Source organism: Dietzia sp. Die43, from assembly GCF_024519835.1.
In the GTDB taxonomy this organism is placed as follows: domain Bacteria; phylum Actinomycetota; class Actinomycetes; order Mycobacteriales; family Mycobacteriaceae; genus Dietzia; species Dietzia kunjamensis.
In genome coordinates, this window is record NZ_JALJRF010000004.1 from 63,514 (window position 1) to 82,113 (window position 18,600).

Annotated in this window: 13 protein-coding genes and 1 pseudogene; 9 read left to right on the forward strand and 5 right to left on the reverse strand. The window is 72.4% G+C overall.

Annotation, left to right across the window (positions count from 1 at the left end):
- Positions 1–5: 5 nt before the first annotated feature.
- The 3 genes from NR111_RS04330 to NR111_RS04340 are packed head-to-tail and all read right to left on the reverse strand — an operon-like array spanning position 6 to position 5,799.
- Positions 6–1,469, reverse strand: a complete 1,464-nt coding sequence (locus NR111_RS04330; RefSeq protein WP_256820031.1) for an NAD-dependent succinate-semialdehyde dehydrogenase — start codon at positions 1,467–1,469, stop codon at positions 6–8.
- On the reverse strand, positions 1,466–4,513 hold the full coding sequence (locus NR111_RS04335; RefSeq protein ID WP_256820032.1) for an FAD-binding and (Fe-S)-binding domain-containing protein: 3,048 nt from the start codon (positions 4,511–4,513) through the stop codon (positions 1,466–1,468). Before NR111_RS04335 ends, NR111_RS04330 begins: the two co-directional genes overlap by 4 nt.
- The gene (locus NR111_RS04340) at positions 4,510–5,799 is read right to left on the reverse strand and encodes an aspartate aminotransferase family protein (RefSeq protein WP_256820033.1); all 1,290 of its coding nucleotides are present in this window, start codon (positions 5,797–5,799) and stop codon (positions 4,510–4,512) included. The genes NR111_RS04335 and NR111_RS04340 overlap by 4 nt, the downstream gene beginning before the upstream one ends.
- An 87-nt stretch (positions 5,800–5,886) precedes the next feature.
- Here NR111_RS04340 and NR111_RS04345 point away from each other — a divergent pair, with 87 nt between their 5' ends.
- Complete coding sequence (locus NR111_RS04345) at positions 5,887–6,891, forward strand: D-2-hydroxyacid dehydrogenase (RefSeq protein WP_256820034.1); 1,005 nt, start codon at positions 5,887–5,889, stop codon at positions 6,889–6,891.
- Between the two features lie 112 nt (positions 6,892–7,003).
- Positions 7,004–7,867 (forward strand): ectoine hydroxylase, encoded by an 864-nt coding sequence (gene thpD, locus NR111_RS04350; RefSeq protein WP_256820035.1) that lies wholly within the window; start codon positions 7,004–7,006, stop codon positions 7,865–7,867.
- 56 nt (positions 7,868–7,923) lie between these two features.
- On the opposite strand, the gene NR111_RS04355 is transcribed toward thpD, so the two are convergent.
- Positions 7,924–8,835 carry a LysR family transcriptional regulator gene (locus tag NR111_RS04355; RefSeq protein ID WP_067711690.1) on the reverse strand — a complete coding sequence of 304 codons (912 nt, stop codon included), beginning with the start codon at positions 8,833–8,835 and terminating at the stop codon, positions 7,924–7,926.
- A 153-nt stretch (positions 8,836–8,988) separates the two neighbouring features.
- Between NR111_RS04355 and NR111_RS04360 the strand changes: the two genes are divergently transcribed.
- Entirely contained in the window at positions 8,989–10,227 is a 1,239-nt protein-coding gene (locus tag NR111_RS04360; protein ID WP_256820036.1) for a Glu/Leu/Phe/Val dehydrogenase dimerization domain-containing protein, read from the forward strand.
- Between the two features lie 117 nt (positions 10,228–10,344).
- Here NR111_RS04360 and kstR read toward each other — a convergent pair whose 3' ends face one another.
- A complete protein-coding gene (gene kstR / locus NR111_RS04365; RefSeq protein ID WP_154829003.1) occupies positions 10,345–11,082 on the reverse strand; it encodes a cholesterol catabolism transcriptional regulator KstR in 738 nt (245 codons plus the stop codon).
- A 202-nt stretch (positions 11,083–11,284) separates the two neighbouring features.
- On the opposite strand from kstR, the gene NR111_RS04370 reads away from it, so the two are divergent.
- The 6 genes and pseudogenes from NR111_RS04370 (at position 11,285) to NR111_RS04390 (ending at position 18,589) form a co-directional block, all read left to right on the forward strand.
- Positions 11,285–13,456 (forward strand): acyl-CoA dehydrogenase, encoded by a 2,172-nt coding sequence (locus tag NR111_RS04370; protein WP_256820037.1) that lies wholly within the window; start codon positions 11,285–11,287, stop codon positions 13,454–13,456.
- Positions 13,457–13,611: 155 nt separating this feature from the next.
- Positions 13,612–14,544, forward strand: a pseudogene (locus NR111_RS18670) (acyl-CoA dehydrogenase family protein); the annotation flags it as partial.
- Positions 14,545–14,649: 105 nt separating this feature from the next.
- Complete coding sequence (locus NR111_RS18675) at positions 14,650–15,861, forward strand: acyl-CoA dehydrogenase family protein (RefSeq protein ID WP_308202004.1); 1,212 nt, start codon at positions 14,650–14,652, stop codon at positions 15,859–15,861.
- 33 nt (positions 15,862–15,894) lie between these two features.
- Complete coding sequence (locus tag NR111_RS04380; RefSeq protein WP_256820039.1) at positions 15,895–16,983, forward strand: bifunctional MaoC family dehydratase N-terminal/OB-fold nucleic acid binding domain-containing protein; 1,089 nt, start codon at positions 15,895–15,897, stop codon at positions 16,981–16,983.
- On the forward strand, positions 16,980–17,417 hold the full coding sequence (locus NR111_RS04385) for a MaoC family dehydratase (protein WP_308202003.1): 438 nt from the start codon (positions 16,980–16,982) through the stop codon (positions 17,415–17,417). The genes NR111_RS04380 and NR111_RS04385 overlap by 4 nt, the downstream gene beginning before the upstream one ends.
- On the forward strand, positions 17,417–18,589 hold the full coding sequence (locus NR111_RS04390) for a lipid-transfer protein (RefSeq protein WP_119192641.1): 1,173 nt from the start codon (positions 17,417–17,419) through the stop codon (positions 18,587–18,589). The genes NR111_RS04385 and NR111_RS04390 overlap by 1 nt, the downstream gene beginning before the upstream one ends.
- The last annotated feature ends 11 nt before the right edge of the window (positions 18,590–18,600 follow it).

Below are 18,600 nucleotides of genomic sequence, written 5' to 3' on the forward strand. Positions count from 1 at the left end.
TCGGCTCAGCGCACGGGGATCGCGACCAACTTGGTCTCGACGAACTCCTCGATCCCGCTGAGCCCGCCCTCGCGCCCCAGCCCGGACTGCTTGATGCCGCCGAACGGGGCGGCCGGGTTGGACACCACGCCGACGTTGATGCCGACCATGCCGGCCTGGAGCCGCTCCGACATGGTCATGGCGCGGTCGAGGTTCTCGGTCATCACGTACGAGACCAGGCCGAACTCGGTGTCGTTGGCCAGTGCCACGGCCTCGTCGTCGGTGTCGAACGGCACGAGGGCGGCGACGGGGCCGAAGATCTCGGTCGACATCAGTTCGGCGTCCGGGGTGACACCGGTGAGCACGGTGGGCGGGTAGAAGTAGCCGGGCCCCTCGAGGCGCGAGCCGCCGGTCAGCACCTCGGCCCCGCGCTCGACGGCGTCGTCGACCAGGTCCACGACCTTGGTGACGGCCTTTTCCTCGACCAGGGGGCCCACGTCGGTGCCGTCGGTCGTGCCGTCGCCCACGGTCAGGTCGGACATCTTCTCGGTCAGGCGACGACCGAACTCGTCCAGCACCGAGCGGTGCACGAGGATCCGGTTGGCGGACGTGCAGGCCTCGCCCATGTTGCGCATCTTGGCGGCCATCGCCGCGGCGACGGCGGTGTACATGTCCGCGTCCTCGCAGACCACGAACGGCGCGTTGCCGCCGAGCTCCATGGAGGTGCGCAGCACCCCGCGCGCGCACTGCTCGAGGAGCATGCGGCCGACGGGCGTGGATCCGGTGAAGGACAGCTTGCGGGCGATGCCGGAGTCGATCCACGGCTCCACCACGCCCCCGGCGTCGGTCGTGCACACCACGTTGAGGACGCCGTCGGGCAGACCCGCCTCGCGCAGGAGGTCCACCACGTAGAGCGAGGTCAGCGGCGTGAGGTTGGCGGGCTTGAAGACCATGGTGCAGCCGGCGGCGATGGCGGGTCCGATCTTGCGGGTGGCCATGGCCAGGGGGAAGTTCCACGGGGTGATGAGGATGCACGGTCCCACGGGCTCGTGGGTGACCATGAGCCGGGTCTTGCCGTCGGGGGAACGGCGGGCGTCGCCGCGGATGCGGCAGGCCTCTTCGGAGAACCAGCGGAAGAACTCGGCGCCGTAGGTCACCTCGCCCTTCGCCTCGGCCAGTGGCTTGCCCATCTCGGTGGTCATGAGCAGCGCCAGCTCGTCGGCGCGCTCGACGATCAGCTCGTAGGCCCGGCGCAGGATCTCGGCCCGCTCGCGGGCGGGGATCGCCGCCCACGACGGCTGGGCGCGACCGGCGGCCTCGATCGCGGCGGTGGCATCACCGGCCCCACCGTCGGCGATGGTCGCGATCGCTTCACCGGTCGCGGGGTTGACCACGTCGAACGTCGCGCCGGAGGCGGCGTCGTGCCAGGCCCCGTCGACGTGGATGCCGGTCCCGAGGGCACTGATGATGTCGGCTGCGGAGCGGGTCATGTGGGCCTCCTGGTGGGTGCGGGGCTGGGGTCGGGACGGGGGTCGGGGTCGAGCAGTTCGAACAGGTGACGGCCGGTGCGGCCTGGTCCCGTGGTGGGGTCGCCGGCGCCGAGGTGGTCGACCTGGGTGGCGCACGAGAACCCGTCGGTGAGGACGGGGGCGTCGGTGTCGGCGCGCAGGGCGGGGGCGAGGGCTAGTTCGGCGACGGCCGCGGTGACGGTCTCGTGGCCGGCGGTGAAGCCGAAGTCGCCGGCGACGCCGCAGCAGCCGGTCGCCTCGCGGACCGAGCCCACGCCGAGGGCGGTGAGCGTGGCGCGTTGGACGCGGTTGCCGAAGGTCGCGTACTCGTGACAGTGGGTCTGGACGGTGACGCGGTCCGGGGGCGCGCCGCCGGGCCACGCGGGGGCGCGGCCCTCGGCGGCGAGCCAGCCGAGGTGGTCGGCGGAGGAGCGGACACGGGCGGCCACGCGGCGGGCGGCGTCCGCGTGGGGGGAGTCGGCCAGCAGGCGGGGGAGGTCCTCGCGGAGGGTGGCGGCGCAGGAGGGTTCGACGACGACGACGGGGACCTCCTCCCCGCCCGGCCCGCGGATCGCGTCGAGGCGGCGCGCGGTCGAGGTCATGGTGCGGCGTGCGGCGTCGAGCCGGCCGGTGGTGACGTGGGTCAACCCGCAGCACTGGTCGGCTGTGCAGGCGACGGAGGTGTGCGTGCCACCCAGCACGCGGGCGGCGGCGCCGGCGACCGCGGGGCGCAGTCCGCGGGTGAACGAGTCGAGGAACAGCACGACCTCCGCGGAGGTGCGCCCCGGTGCCGGTTCGCGGACGGTCCACACGCTCTCCGGGACCCGGGCGAGCTCGTCGCGCAGCTGCCGGGCGGACGCGAAGCGGGGCAGGGTGCGCTCGGTGCTCAGACCCCCGATCCGCGCCGCGGCGCGGCCGGCGCGGGTTCCCAGCAGGGCGTTGATCGGCCCGGCCGCGCGGACGGTCCCGCGGAGCCACAGCGGGAGCAGGCCAAGGGAGTAGTGGGCCGTCGGTCGCACTCGACGCGTGTAGCGGTGGTGCAGGGCCTCGGACTTGAAGGTGGCCATGTCGACGCCGGTCGGGCAATCCGAGGAGCACGCCTTGCACGCGAGGCACAGTTCGAGCGACTCCTCGACGGCCGGGTCGTCGATCGGCAGGGTGCCGCGGACCACCTCCTGCAGGACGCGGGCCCGACCGCGGGTGGAGTCCTTCTCGTCCCCGGTGGCCCGGAAGGACGGGCACATCACACCGCCGGAGGTGGTGCGACAGCGGCCCACGCCGATGCAGGCCTGGACCGGGTGGGCGCCGTCCGGCGAGGTGAGCAGGCCCAGGTCGCGTCGGCCCACCCCGGCCAGCGCCAGGTCGGCGTCGAGCGGTCGGGTGGCGGTCAGCCCGCCGGGGGCGAGGATCCCCGCCGGGTCCCAGACGCCGGCGAAGCGCGCGAAGGCGTCCAGCATCTCGGGGGAGTACATCACCGGCAGCAGCTCGGAGCGGGCACGGCCGTCGCCGTGCTCCCCGGACAGCGACCCGCCGTGCCGCACGACGAGGTGGGCGGCGTCGGTGCAGAACGCGCGCATGACGGACCTGCCCGCGTCCGAGCGCAGGTCGAAACTGATCCGGATGTGCATGCAGCCCGCCCCGAAGTGCCCGTACATGACGCCCGTGAGCTCGTGCCGGGCCAGTAGGTCCCGGAAGTCGGCGAGGTAGTCGGCCAGCCGCTCGGGGGCGACGGCGGAGTCCTCCCAGCCGGGCCAGGACTCGATGGTCGCGCCCGTCGCCGGATCGGTCAGTCTCGAGCTCAGCCCGGCGCCGTCCTCACGCACGCGCCACAGGTCCGCGCGGGCCACGGGATCGGCCACGACGAGGACCTCGAGAGCGTGGCCGTCCCGCGTCAGCTCGTCGGCCAGTTCGGCCACCCGGGCGTCGAGCCCACGACCGCCGGCGCCGGCCTCGTCGTCGTCACCCCCGTCGTCGTCGCCCCCGTCGTCGTCACTCCCGTCGTCATCGAGTTCCACGAACAGCCACGCGTGGCCGCGCGGCAGCTCGGCGACCGAGTCGGCGCCGCGGCGCTGCCGCATCGTCGCGACGATCACCTCGTCGATACCCTCTACGGCTGTGGGGCGGTGTCGCAGGATGGCTGGCACGTCCCGCGCAGCGTCCACCACGTCGGCGTACCCCACGACCGCCAGCCCGGTGCGCGCGGAACGGGGGACGGCCCGCACGGTCGCGGCGGTGACGATCGCGCACGTGCCCTCGGAGCCCACGAGGGACCGCGCCACGTCGAAGCCCTCCTCGGGCAGCAGGTGACGCAGGTGGTAGCCGGACACCTGGCGGGGGAGGCGGCCGAGTTCGGTGCGGATGGCGGCCAGGTGGTCGGCGGTCAGGTCCCGCAACCGTGTGGTGAGGTGCTCGGCGCGGGCGGCGGCGGGCGCGTCGGCCGGATCGGTGGCCTCGACGCCGCTGCGGGTGGCGGTGAGGCGCAGTCCGTCGGCGGTGACGATCCGCAGCGCCTCGACGTGGTCGGCGGTCCGGCCGTGGCGCACGGAGTGGTTGCCGCACGCGTCGTTGCCGATCGCGCCGCCCAGGCAGGCGCGGGACTGGCTCGAGGGGTCCGGGGCGAAGGTCAGGCGGTCGCCCGTGGCGGCGTGGACGGCCGCGCGCAGGGCCGTGAGCACGGTGCCGGCCTCGGCGGCGACGGTCCCCGCCGCCTCGTCCACCTCGAGGACCCGGTTCATGTGCCGGGACAGGTCCAGGACCAGGCCGGTGCCGATCGCGTTCCCGGCCATCGACGTGCCGCCGCCACGGGCGGTCGCGGGAACCCCTAGCCGGTGACACACGGCCAGGGCGGCGGCGACCTCGCTCTCCGACCGCGGGAACAGCACGGCGGCGGGCACGACCCGGTAGTTCGAGGCGTCGTAGGAGTACTCGGCGATCCGGCGGGGGTCCGACTCGGGCGCCAGACCCGCGTCCACGAGCGCGCCGACGAGCGCCCGCCCGGGGGCGTCCGGTGCGACGTGGGAGGTCACGCCGCCCCGTCGCACACCCGGTGCACGGCGCGGGTGAAGCGCTCGACACCGGCGTCCACCTCGTCGGCGGTCACCACCAGCGCGGGGATGAGGCGCACGACCGAACCGGTCGGGCCGCAGGTCAGGGTGAGCAGGTCCTCGTCGATGCACGCCTGCTGCACCGCCGCGGCCAGGCGGGCGGCCTCGAGCGCACCGGAGCTGCCGGCGGGCGCGCCTGCGTCGCCGAACTCGACGCCCAGCATGAGCCCGGTCCCGCGGATGTCGCAGATCTCGCCCACGTCGCCGAGGGTACGCCGGAGCCCGTCGAGAAGCTGGGTCCCGCGGGCGGCGGCGTTGTCCACCAGGCCTTCGCGCTCGACGACGCCGAGGGTGGCGACCCCGGCCGCCGCGGCGACCGCGTTTCCGCCGTAGGTCCCGCCCTGCGACCCCGGCCAGGCCTTGGCCATGAGGGCGGAGGGTGCGGCGATCGCGGAGATGGGGAAGCCCGAGGCGATGCCCTTGGCGGTGATGATGATGTCCGGCACGAGCCCGTCGGTGTGCTGGTGCCCCCAGAACCGGCCGGTGCGCCCGATGCCGGCCTGGACCTCGTCGAGCACCAGCAGCGCGCCGATCCGGTCGGCGCGCTCGCGCAGTCCCTCCAGGTAGCGCGGGGGAGTGGCCATGTACCCGCCGTCGCCCAGCACGGGTTCGATGAGGAAGGCCGCGATCTCGCGGGCGTCGACCCGGGTGGCCATGAGGTAGTCGAGCTCGGCCAGCGCGAAGTCGATCGCGTCGTCCTCCGTCCACCCGTGGCGCAGGGCGTGCGGGAACGGGGTCATCACCACGCCGCCCATGAGCGGGGAGAACCCGGCGGAGAAGCGGGTGCCCGCGGTGGTGAGGCTGGCGGCGGCGACGGTGCGGCCGTGGAAGCCGCCCTGGACGGTGACGATGTTGGGCCGGCCGGTGGCCATGCGGGACAGCCGGACCGCGGCCTCGACCGCCTCGGATCCGGAGTTGGCGTAGAAGACCGAGTCGATCCCCTCGGGCAGGTGCTCGCCCAGCTTCTCGGTGAGCTCCAACAGCGGCTGGTGCATGACGGTCGTGTACTGCGCGTGGATGATCTTCCCGCACTGCTCGCGAGCCGCGGCGACCACGTCGGGGTGGCAGTGGCCGGTGCTGGTCACGCCGATGCCGGTCGTGAAGTCCAGGTAGTCGCGGCCGTCGGTGCCGTGGATCCACGAGCCGAGGGCGTGGTCCACCACGACGGGCGTGGCCTGCTTGAGATGGGGCGACAGGTGCGCGGTCATGGGTGCCAGTGTGTGGTGCGCCACGGTCGATTGTCAACAATCCGACGATCCTGGTTCGCGTGAGGGTCGGCGCGTTACGGTGGGGCCATGACGCAGCCGCACCGCGACCCGGGCAACCATGACCCGGGCACCCGGCCGACCGTCGTCGTCCTCACCGCGGACGGCGTCGAGCCCCCCACCACCCTCGCGCTGATCCGCGAGCTCGCCGACGTGCGCGAGTGCACGGCCGACACCCTCGCGCAGGCTCTGCCCGGGGCCGAGATCCTGCTGGTGTGGGACATCTTCTCCGACGCCCTGGCCTCCGCCTGGCACGCCGCCGACGCGCTGCGGTGGGTCCACGTGGCCGCCGCCGGGGTGGACAAGCTCCTCTTCGACGAGCTGCGCGACTCCGACGTGCTGGTCACCAACGCCCGCGGGGTCTTCGACGGGCCGATCGCCGAGTACGTCCTGGCCTGCGTCCTGGCCCACGACAAACGGCTCCACGAGACCGAGGCGCTGCAGCGCGCGGGTCAGTGGCGCCACCGCGAGACCACCCGGGTGGCCGGCCGGCGCGCCCTGGTGGTGGGCACCGGCGGCATCGGACGGGCCACCGCGCGGCTACTGCGGGCGGTCGGGCTCGACGTCAGCGGGGCCGGACGTCGACCGCGCGACGACGACGAGGACTTCGGCCGCGTCCTGGACTCCGCGCGCCTGTCCGAGCATCTGGGCGACGTGGACCATCTCGTCATGGTGGCGCCGCTGACCGACGCGACGCGGGGGATGCTCGGCCCCGCGGCACTGGCAGCACTGCCCGACGGTGCCCACGTGGTGAACGTCGGTCGCGGAGAGCTGGTCGATCAGGACGCCCTCACGCGCGAGATCGGGACGGGCAGACTCTCGGCGCACCTGGACGTCCTCGTCGTCGAACCCCTCCCCGGGGGCGACCCCCTCTGGACCCTCGACGGCGCGCACATCAGTCCCCACATGTCCGGCGACGTCGTGGGGTGGCGGGACACACTTTCCGGGCAGTTCCTCGACCACCTGCGCACGTGGACCGGCGGCGGGACCCCCGGCCCACACGTGGACAAGGGTCGAGGGTACGTCAGCGGCTGAGCGGTTGTCCGGGGTCATCTCCCCGGATACGGTCGGCTCCGCGAGGGGCGGCACCCCTCGCTTTTCCCGAGTCGGCCGGGGTTTTCAGGCTGAGGAGAGAAAGGAGTCGTAGGTGACCATTGCCATAGATGACTACCAGTCCCGCGTGAGCGGGCGGCCGGAGATCGTCGAGCGCCGGGACCCCGTTCTGTGGGGGCGCAGTGAGGATCCCGAGGTCCTCCAGTTCGGCGAGCGCGGCTACATCCAGCGCGAGGGCGCACTCGACCGGCAACGGATCGACGCCTGCCTGGCCGAGATCGACCGCATCGGATCGGATCCGCAGATGGCCGGCGACCCCCGGATCATCCGCGAGGCCGGCAGCGAGGCCGTCCGTTCGATCTTCGACGTCCACGACCTGAGTGAGGTCGTGTGGGAGGCGGTCGAGCGATCCGGCGCGATCGACCTGGCCCGGCAGATCCTCGGCTCGGACGTCTACGTCCACCAGAGCCGGCTCAACTACAAGCCCGGTTTTGCCGGTGGCGCGTTCTACTGGCACTCGGACTTCGAGACCTGGCACGCCGAGGACGGCATGCCCCGGCCGCGTGCGTGCAGCGCCTCCCTGGCGCTCACGCCCAACGAGACCTACAACGGTCCCCTGATGATCATGCCGGGCACGCACAGGTACTACGTGCAGTGCGCGGGGGAGACACCGGAGGACTACTACAAGGAATCGCTCGTGTCGACGTCGCCGAAGATCGGTGTCCCGTCCGAGGACCACATCACCGAGATGTACGAGCGCCACGGTCTCGACGTGCTCACGGGCGGGGCCGGGTCGATGACGATGTTCGACTGCAACGCCCTGCACGCCTCGGGCGGCAACATCACGCCGCTGCCCCGGGCGAATGTGTTCATCGTGTTCAACAGTGTCGAGAACGAGTTGACCGAGCCGTTCGCGGGTACCCCGCCGCGGCCGGACTTCCTCGCGCGCCGGCCCTGAGCCGGACACTGATGCCGGGCCCCGCGGGTGCGGGACCCGGCATCGGTGCGCCGGAGTCAGGCGGGGTCCAGGCCGACCTCGCGCGCGCCGTCGGTGAACGCCTCGACGAACGCCTGCAGTGGTCGCCGCCGGGCGTCCCGACGGCGATAGGTGATCGACACCGTCCTGGTGAGCTCGTCGGTCAGCGGAATCACCTCCACGTCCGCGCCGAAGGTGCTCAGCCCGAGGTCGGAGGCCAGGGTGACCCCGAGGCCCGCGGCGACCAGGGACAGCGCCGTGGACTGCTCGCCCGCCTCGTGCCGCACGTCGGGTTCGAACCCCGCCTCGCGACAGGCGATCCGCACCGCGCGACCGAAGTGCGACCGCGGGTGCGCGACGACCCACGGCGCCCCGGAGAGGTCGGCCAGCGACAGTCGGGTCGAGTCCACGAAGCCGCGGGGGACGACCGCGTGCAGAGACTCCCTCGCGATGGGCACCCGCACCAGGTCGGTCACGTCCGCCATCACGTAGCTGGAGTAGTCCAGCACGAACGACAGGTCGAGCGAACCGTCCCGCACCGCGCCGGTGGTGTCCTCCGGGGCGAGCTCCCGGGTCCGCACCACGATGCCAGGGTGGTCACGGGCCAGGATCCGCATCCCGGCGGGCAGCAGCGTGACGGCCACCGACGCCCACACCCCGGCGGTGAGGTTCGTGCCGACGCCCGCACGGGCCGATTCCATGGCGTGACCGGCGTCCTCCACGGCGGACAGGATCGTCCGCGCGTGCCCGGCCAGTATGAGCCCCGCCTCGGTCAGCGCGAGCCCGCGACCCCGCTTCTCGAACAGCGGGGTCCCCGCCTCCCGCTCGAGCAACGAGAGTTGCTGCGACACGGCCGAGACGGTGTACCCCAGCGCGGCCGCGACCGCGGTGACGGTGCTGCGGCGCTCCAGCTCGGCGAGCAGCCGTAGCCGGTGCAGTGACGGCTCCATTCCCCGAGCGTAGGAGCGCGCGGACGCATCGTGCAGGAAAAGTGAACGGTCAGGTCCACGAAGTCTCGCTGGACCCCCGGGACGCATGCTCGCATGCTGGGGACATCCCCGCCGGACCCGCCGGCGGACGAGGTCGCCGAGGAGGCGAGCACCATGACATCCATCGAGATTCCGGGCACCACCGGTCATACCGGGTCAGCCCCCCAGACCGTGCCCGCCGCTCCCGACAGGGCCGCCCGGCCGAGCCGCGAGCCCTACCTGCGGCTGCACTGGGAGGACGACGAGACCGGGGCGCGGGGTTACCTCGTGGTCGACACCCTCGTCGGCGGTCTGGCCACCGGCGGGACCCGCATGCGCGCCGGGTGCACCCTCCGCGAGGTCGAGGACCTGGCCCGCGGAATGACCCGCAAGACAGCGGCGTTCGACCTGCCCATCGGCGGGGCCAAGGGCGGCATCGACTTCGACCCCAAGGACCCCCGCGCCATCGACGTGCTCGGCCGGTTCTGCGAGGCCATGCGGCCGTTCCTCGACCGACACTGGGTCACCGCCGAGGATCTGGGCGTCCCGCAGCACCTGATCGACGAGGTGTTCGCCCGACTGGGGATGCGGCAGTCCTATCACGCGGCGATCGAGCGGTCGGCCGATCCCGCCGCCACCGCCGACCGGATCTTCCGCGGGCTGAACGCCGGGGTTCCGGGCGGGCTGCTCGGCGATGTGATCGGTGGCTACGGGGTCGCGCAGGCGTGCCTCGCGGCGGCGTACGTCCGGGGCTGGGACATCGAGCGCACCTCGGTGGCCGTCCAGGGCGTGGGCACGATGGGGGGCGGCGCCGCGTGGTACCTCCACGAGGCCGGCATGCGCGTCGTCGCACTGGCCGACGCCGCCGGCACCCTCTACGACCCGGCGGGACTCGACGTCCCGGCGCTGCTGGCGACCCGCGACCGCTTCGGGGAGATCGACCGCTCGGCCGTCCCCGCCCGGGTGCAGCGGCTGGACCGCGACCGGATCCTCGGCATGGACGTGGACGTGCTCGTGCCTGCCGCCGTCTCGTACGCCATCACCGCGGACAACTGCACCGAGGTCACCGCACCGATCGTGGTCGAGGCGGCCAACGCCGCCACCACGGCCGACGCGGAACTCGACCTCACGGCCCGCGGGATCGCGGTGCTGCCGGACTTCGTCGCCAACGCCGGGGCCGTCGCCTGGGCGTGGTGGTTGATCCTCGGGGAGGTCGACGACCAGCCGGAGAGTTCGTTCCTCCGCCTGGGCCGCGAGATGACCGCCAAGGTCGCCGACCTGCTCACCGGCTGGGATCCGAGCCGGGGCCCGCTGCGGTGGATCGCCGACGTCTCCGGCCCGGTCCGGACGGTGCCGCCGGTCGTCGTGCCCTGACCGCCCCCTACGCAACCGCCCGGGCCCGTCGCCCCTCGACATGGCGTCTCGCGTGCCCCGATGGGCAGGCGAGACGCCAGCCGCGGGAGCGGTTGCGGTGCCGCTCTGGGCGGGCTGTCAGACGGCTGAGTCTCTGCCCTCGCCGATCTCGCCGGGGTCGGAGTCCGAGTCTGTGTCGTGGCCGTTCCCGATCGCGGTGTGCATCCGGGCCCGGCGGGGAGAGTCGTCGCTGCCCAGCAGCAGATCGATGGTGAGACCGAGCCTGGTGGCGACCTCGGCGGCCGACGACCTGCGGGTCAGCCACGACACGAGGTTGGACATCCATACGTCGGAGACGACCCGGGCGATCGAGAGCTGCACCTCGTCCGGGGTGCCCTGGGCCATCGCGCGGGCGAGGATCCGGTCCATGTAGAAGCCGACCTCCTCGACCTCGTTGGCCACGGAGGCGTCGGCGAACATGAAGGCGCGCGTCATCGCCTCGGTGAGGTTCGGATCGCGCTGCATGGACTTGGTGATCATCTCCACCACGACCTTCATCCGCTCCTGCGCCGTGTCGCCGGGCGGGGCTGACCGCTCGGTGCGCTGGTCGAGCCGACGGAACTCACGGGCGAGCGCCGAGACCAGCAGGTGCACCTTGGACGGGAAGTACCGGTAGAGGGTGCCCACCGCGACCTCGGCCTTCTCGGCGACGGCACGCATCTGCACGGCCTCGTAGCCGCCCTTGGCGGCCAGGGCGAGGGTCGCGTCCAGGATCCGCCGACGGCGCTCGCGTTGCGACGACGTGGTGGGCTCGTCGCTCCGGGCGGCGGGGTCCGACGCGGCGGCGGAACGGGTCTCGGCTGAGCTCTTGGTCATGGAGGCGAAACCTTCTGCGCTGGTCGGATCGGGTCGGCGGGGCATCCCGGCGGGCTGGGGCGGGACCCGAGTGTGCGTCGGGGACCCTTCTGGTGCATTCTAGATCACGATACCTAGAACACGTTCTATTATGGCGTGGAGCGCGCGGGTCAGCGGGCCCGCGCCGAGTACGGAAATCCCGTCGCGCCCGAGGAGCCCAGCAGTGAGTATCGCCACCACCCCGGATCAGACCGAGATCCAGAACTCGATCAAGGCCTGGGCGAGGTCCGCCGATCCCGTGGCCACGGTACGCGCCCAGGAGGACGATCCGGAAGCCTGGAAGGCAGTGTGGCCCCAGCTCGCCGAGCTCGGACTGTTCGGCGTCGCCATCGCGGAGGAGCACGGTGGCGCCGGCGCCGAGATCGTCGACCTGGCGTGCATGCTCGAGGAGGCCGCGGCGAAAATGGCGCCCGGCCCGGTCCTGTCCACCGCGCTGACCGGTGTCCTGGTCTCGCGCGCAGGCGGAGCCGTCGCCAACGCGCTGGGTGAGACGATCGCCGAGGGCGGCCTGCCCGTCGGGGTGTGCCTGGGCATCGGCACCGCGACCTTGGACGGGTCGGGGGAGATCACGGGCGATCCCGGCGTCGCCTACGGCGGCACCCCCGGCGGAGGGTTGCTGCTGCCCGTCGAGGTGGACGGCGCCACCCGCTGGGCGCTTCTCGAGGCGGGCACGCCGGGGCTCACCGTCACCCCGGCGACCCCGTACGACATCTCGGCGTCGATCGGCCACGTCAGCCTGCAGGGCGTGACGATCCCGGCCGACCGCGTCCTCGAGGGCGTCACCACCGCACACGTCCACCAGCTGTTCGTCACCCTGGCCGCCGCCGAGGCCGCGGGCGTCGCCGACTACACGCTCGCCACCGCGGTGGACTACGCCAAGATCCGCGAGCAGTTCGGGCGCACGATCGGCTCGTTCCAGTCCATCAAGCACCTCGCCGCCGACATGCTGTGCCGCACCGAGCAGGTCCGTGCGCTGGCGTGGGACGCCGCCGCGGCCGCGGAGGACCTGCTCGCCGGCGACTCGGAGCTGCCCGTCGCAGCGGCCGTGGCCGGCGCCCTGGCCTTCGACAACGCCGTGCGCAACTCCCAGGACTGCATCCAGATCCTCGGCGGCATCGGCTTCACCTTCGAGCACGACGCCCACTTCTACATGCGCAGGGCGGGCGCACTGCGCCAGGCGATCGGCGGCTCCGCCCGCTGGCGGCGATCCCTGGCCGAGCTCACGCTGGCGGGCAAGCGTCGTCACCTGGACATCGACCTGTCGGAGATCGAGGGCCTCGACGCCAAGCGGGAGGACATCCGCGCGTTGGTGGCGACGGTCGCGGCGGTCGAGGGTGACGAGCGCAAGCGTGCCCTCGCCGACACCGGCCTGTTCATGCCCCATCTGCCCGAGCCGTGGGGCCTCGGCGCGAGCCCGGCCGTGCAGCTCCTCATCGACGAGGAGCTCGAGGCCGCCGGCGTGACCCGCCACGACATCACCATCGGTGGCTGGGCGGTGCCGACCATCCTCCAGGCGGCCCCCGAGCACGCCGACCTGCTCGTGCGCGACACCATGGCCGGGGCGATCAGGTGGTGTCAGCTGTTCTCCGAGCCCGGCGCCGGCTCCGACCTGGCCGCCCTGCGCACCACCGCCGAGAAGGTCGACGGCGGCTGGAAGCTCAACGGACAGAAGGTGTGGACCTCCCTGGCCCGCGAGGCCGACTGGGCGATGTGCCTGGCCCGGACGGACAAGGACGCCCCCAAGCACAAGGGCATCACGTACTTCCTCGTGGACATGCGCTCCGAGGGCATCCGCACGCGACCCCTGCGCGAGATCACCGGTGAGGCGCTGTTCAACGAGGTCTACCTCGAGGACCTCTTCGTCCCCGACGAGTTCCAGGTGGGCACGGTCAACGACGGCTGGAAGATCGCCCGCACCACCCTGGCCAACGAGCGCGTGGCCATGGGCGGTGGCTCGTCGCTCGGCGACGCGGCGGAGGAGATCATCGGGCTGATCAACGCCGCCGGTGTGGCCGATGACGCGCTCGTGCTCGACGAGTTCGGCAAGCACGTCGCCGACGGCGTCGTCGGCAACCTCCTCGACCTGCGCACCGCGCTGCGCAGCCTCGCCGGCTCGGGTCCGGGCGCCGAGTCCTCGGTCCGCAAGATCGTGGGTGTGCGCCACCGTCAGGACATCGCCGAGTTCGGCCTGCAGCTCACCGGCACCGGCGGCGTCGAGTTCACCGAGCAGGGACGCAAGTTCCTCATGGTCCGCTGCCTGTCGATCGCCGGTGGCACCGAGCAGGTCCTGCTCAACGTCGTCGGCGAGCGCATCCTCGGCCTGCCCAGGGACTAGTTCGAGCACGTGACCGACCCCCTCCGGATTAAGGACTGACCCCCGTGGACTTCACCCGTACCGAGACCCAGGCCGCCGTCGCCGAGGCGGTGGCCGGCGCACTGTCGACGGCCGCCCCGGCCGAGGAACTGCTCACCGCGCTACCCAGCCGGGGCGTGGACGACGCCGGCTTCGACGAGCGGCTGTGGGCGGCGTTCGCCGAATCGGGACTGCTCTCCCTGGGCCTGCCCTCCGCCCTCGGCGGGGACGACCTCACGCCCGCCGACATCGCGGTGGTGCTCGAGGAGGTCGGCCGCGCCGGAGTGGTGATCCCCGTCCTGGAGACGCTGGGCTTCGGCGTGGCGCCGATCGTCGCGCTGGGCACCCCCGACCAGCAGGCCCGGCTCCTCGAGGGCATCGAGGACGGCCGCATCCTCACCGCCGCCGTCGCCGAGCCCGGACGCCCACTGCCGCTCGAGCCCACCGTGCGACTCGACGGTGGGAAGCTCACCGGGACCGCCACGTCGGTGCGGTATGCGGCCCAGGCCCGTTCGGTACTCGTGCCGGTGTCCACGTCCGAGGGCGCCGCACTCGTCGTCGTCGCCCCCGACGCCCCGGGCGTCACCCTGACGCCCACCCTCGGCTCCCTGGGGGTGCCCGAGTACGCGATGCGGTTCGAGGCCACCGGGGTCGACGACGACGACGTCCTGCGCGGCTCGGGATCGGAGCCCGTCCTCGAGGTGTTCCGACGTCTCGTCCTGTCCGCCTGTATCGCGCACGGGGACGGTCTCGTCGGCGGCGCGCTGGACATGACCGCCGGCTACCTCAAGGAGCGCCAGCAGTTCGGCAAGGCGCTGGGGTCGTTCCAGGCGGTCCAACAGGAGCTCGCGGACGTGTACATCGTCTCGCAGACGCTCCACGTGATCGCGCAGTCCGTGTCCTGGCGGATCTCGGAGGGCCTGGCCGGGTCCGGGGACCGCTACGAGTCCGACCCGACGATCGGCGCCTACTGGCTGGCGGCCGAGGGCCCGCGGGCCGTCCAGATCCTGCACCACCTGCACGGCGGGGTGGGCGTGGACGTCACCTACCCGATGTTCCGGTACTCCTCGGCGGTCAAGGACCTGGCACGGTTCGTCGGCGGCCCGCAGCTGCACCTCGACGCGCTCGGTGCCGCGGTCGCCGCGGACCCGGTCGACAGTATCGAGACAGGCGGTGTGGCCCCCGCCGCCACCGATGCGGCTGCCGCGGGGGACGGCGCGTTCATCGACCTCACGCCCGAACAGCGCGCACTGCAGGCCGAGCTGCGCGAGTACTTCTCGACGCTCATCTCGCCGGAGGAGGCGGCGGATATCGCCACCACCCGCCACGGCGACACGTACGCCGAGATCATCAAGCGCATGGGCCGCGACGGCTGGCTGGGCGTGGGCTGGCCCGCCGAGTACGGAGGGAAGGGCTTCGGCCACATCGAGCAGCAGATCTTCACCAACGAGGCCACGCGCGCGGACGTGCCGCTGCCGTCGGTTACGCTGCAGACCGTGGGTCCGACCCTGCAGAAGTACGGCAGCGAGGCGCAGAAGGCGAAGTTCCTCCCCGGCATCCTCGACGGGTCGATCCACTTCGCGATCGGCTACTCCGAGCCCGACGCCGGCACCGACCTGGCCGCCCTGCGCACCACCGCCAAGCGCGACGAGGCCACCGGCGACTGGGTCATCAACGGCCAGAAGATGTGGACCACCGGCGGTCACCACGCCGACTACATCTGGTTGGCCGCCCGCACCGGGACCCCGGACTCGCGGCACCGCGGCCTGACGATCTTCATCGTCGACACCACCGACCCGGGCTTCTCGTTCACCCCGATCATCACCTGCGACGGTGCCCACCACGTCAACGCCACCTACTACTCCGACGTGCGCGTCCCGGCGGACATGGTGGTCGGCGAGGTCGACGGCGGCTGGAAGATGCTCACCACCCAGCTCAACCACGAGCGCGTCATGCTCGCGCCGTCCGGGCGTCCGGGCGGGTACTACGACGAGCTGGCCGCCTGGGCCCGCGGCACGGGCCCGGACGGGGTCCGCCACCTGGACCGGCCCGAGGTGCGGCGCGGACTCGCGGAGATCCTCGCGATCGTCCGGCTCAACGAGCTGCTCAACTGGAAGGTCTCCTCGATGGGCGAGAACCCGTCGATGGGGGACTCCGCCGCCTCGAAGGTGTTCTCCACGGAGGAGATCCAGCACGTCGGCCGAATCGTCGAGGAACTGCTCGGCCGTTTCGGCGACCCCACCGATCCCGACACCGCGGCGCTGCAGCGCTGGTTCGACATGATGAACAAGCGCAACGTGGTGATCACCTTCGGCGGCGGTGTCAACGAGGTCATGCGGGAATTGACCTGCATGGGTGGCCTCGGCATGCCCCGCACCGCCCGCTAGAGACCATCCCCCTGATCCACCGAGAAGGTACCCATGAGTGACGAGCAGGCCGCCCGTATCCTCGCCGCAGCCGAGGAGGTCCGCGCCGCCGGCGGGAGCGCCCGCCGTGCGGGCCGCGACCCGATCAACACGCCGATGATCCGGAACTGGACCGAGGCGATCGGTGACACCAACCCCATCTACTCCTCCGAGGAGGCCGCACGCGCGGCCGGACACGGCGGACCGGTCGCACCGCCGGCCATGGCGCAGGTGTGGACCATGCGCGGGCTCGGGAAGACCCGTGAGGCCGACGACCCGCTGGGTCGGATGACCGACCTCCTCGACGCCGAGGGCTTCACCTCGGTCGTCGCGACCAACTGCGACTCCACCTACCACCGGTACACCCGCCCGGGCGAGGAGGTGACCATCGAGTCCGTCCTGGTGGACGTGGTCGGCCCCAAGACCACGGGCCTGGGGGAGGGCTGGTTCTTCACCACCCGTAACTACTGGCGCGTCGGTGACGAGGTCGTCGCGGAGATGGACTTCCGCATCCTCAAGTTCCGCCCCGCGGCGAAGCCCGCCGAGCCCGAGCCGGCGCCCGCCGACCAGATCGTGGCCAGCTCCGGCTCGGCCACCGACGACCTGGTGGTGGGCAAGGTCCTGCGCCCGTCGGTCTCGCACGACACGCAGTTCTTCTGGGACGGCGTCGCCGCCCACGAGCTGCGCATCCAGACCCGCGAGGACGGCTCGCTGCAGCACCCGCCCGTCCCGGCGCTGTGGAAGGACAGGTCCGAGCAGACCGACTACGTGGTCTCCTCGGGCCGCGGCACCGTGTACAGCTTCGTGGTCCATCACGCCCCGCGCGTGCCGGGCCGCACCAGGTTCCCGTTCGTCATCGCGCTGGTGGAGCTGGAGGAGGGAGTGCGCATGCTCGGCGAGCTGCGCGACATCGAGCCGGCGGAGGTCCGGATCGGCATGGAGGTCGAGGTGGAGTTCCTCGACATGCCCGGCGACTCCTCCGCCGACGCCGCGTTCGGCACCGAGCCGTGGACGCTGTACGCCTGGCGCCCGGCCGGCGCACGCCCTGTCGACCGTCAGGAATCCGCGGGGTCACCCGCAAGGACCGAAGGGGCCGTCAAGTGAGCGAGAACCGTACCGTCTGTCCGGCCACCCCGCCCGCCGTGGCGGTGGGGGACCGGCTCCCCGAGCTGACCATCGAGGGCACACCGACGTTCATCGTGGCGTCCGCCCTGGCGACGCGGGACTTCCAGGACGTCCACCACGACCGCGACCTGGCCCATCAGAAGGGCTCGAAGGACATCTTCGTCAACATCCTCACCGACACCGGTCTGGTGCAGCGGTTCGTCACCGATTGGGCGGGCCAGCGCGCCCGCATCACGTCCATCAAGCTGCGCCTGGGCGTGCCCTGGTACGCCTACGACTCCCTCACCCTCACCGGCGAGGTGACCGGGGTCGACGACGACGGGCTGGTCACGCTGAAGATCGTCGGCACCGACTCGCTGGGCGCGCACGTCACCTCCACGGCCACCCTCTACATGAACGGAGACCCGGCCTGATGAGCTCTCTCTCAGACAAGGCGGCGATCGTCGGCATCGGCGCCACCGACTTCTCCAAGGACTCCGGCCGCTCCGAGCTGCGGCTGGCCGCCGAGGCCGTGCAGGCGGCCGTCGCCGACGCCGGGCTGCAGCCCTCGGACGTCGACGGCCTGGTGTCGTTCACAATGGACACCAACACCGAGATCGCGGTGGCCCGGGCCGCCGGGATCGGCAGCCTGAACTTCTTCTCCCGCATCCACTACGGCGGCGGCGCGGCGTGCGCGACCGTGCAGCAGGCCGCGATGGCCGTGGCGACCGGCGTGGCCGAGGTCGTGGTCTGCTACCGCGCGTTCAACGAGCGCTCCGGGATGCGCTTCGGCCAGGTCAACTCGGCGCTGGTGCAGCAGGTCAACTCCTCCGGCACGGACAACGCCTTCTCCTACCCGCACGGCCTGTCCACCCCGGCCGGTTTCGTGGCCATGGTCGCGCAGCGCTACATGCACGAGTACGGCGCCACGAGCGAGGACTTCGGCCGGGTCGCGGTGGTCGACCGCAAGCACGCCGCGGCCAATCCCGCCGCGTTCTTCCACGGCAAGCCGATCACGTTGGCCGACCACCAGAACTCGCGCTACATCGCCGAGCCGCTGCACCTGCTGGACTGCTGCCAGGAGTCCGACGGCGGTCAGGCGATCGTGGTGACCACGCCCGAGCGGGCCCGCGACCTGCCGCACACGCCGGTGTCGATCGCGGCGGCGGCGTCCGGGTCCGGGCCGGACCAGTACATCATGACCTCGTACTACCGCCCCGAGCTCGCGGGACTGCCGGAGATGGGCATCGTCGGTGACCAGCTGTGGGCGCAGTCCGGCCTGCGCCCCGACGACATGGACATGGCCGTCCTCTACGACCACTTCACCCCGTACGTCCTCATGCAGCTCGAGGAGCTGGGCTTCTGCGGTCGCGGTGAGGCCAAGGACTTCGTCCGCGAGCCCGGCGCGCTCGAGGTGGGCGGACGGCTGCCGCTCAACACGCACGGCGGCCAGCTCGGGGAGGCCTACATCCACGGGATGAACGGCATCGCCGAGGGCGTCCGTCAGCTCCGCGGTGACTCGGTCAACCAGGTCCCCGGCGCCGAGAAGCTCGTCGTCACCGCGGGCACCGGCGTGCCCACCTCGGGCCTGGTGCTCACCGTCTGACGGCGGCCTCG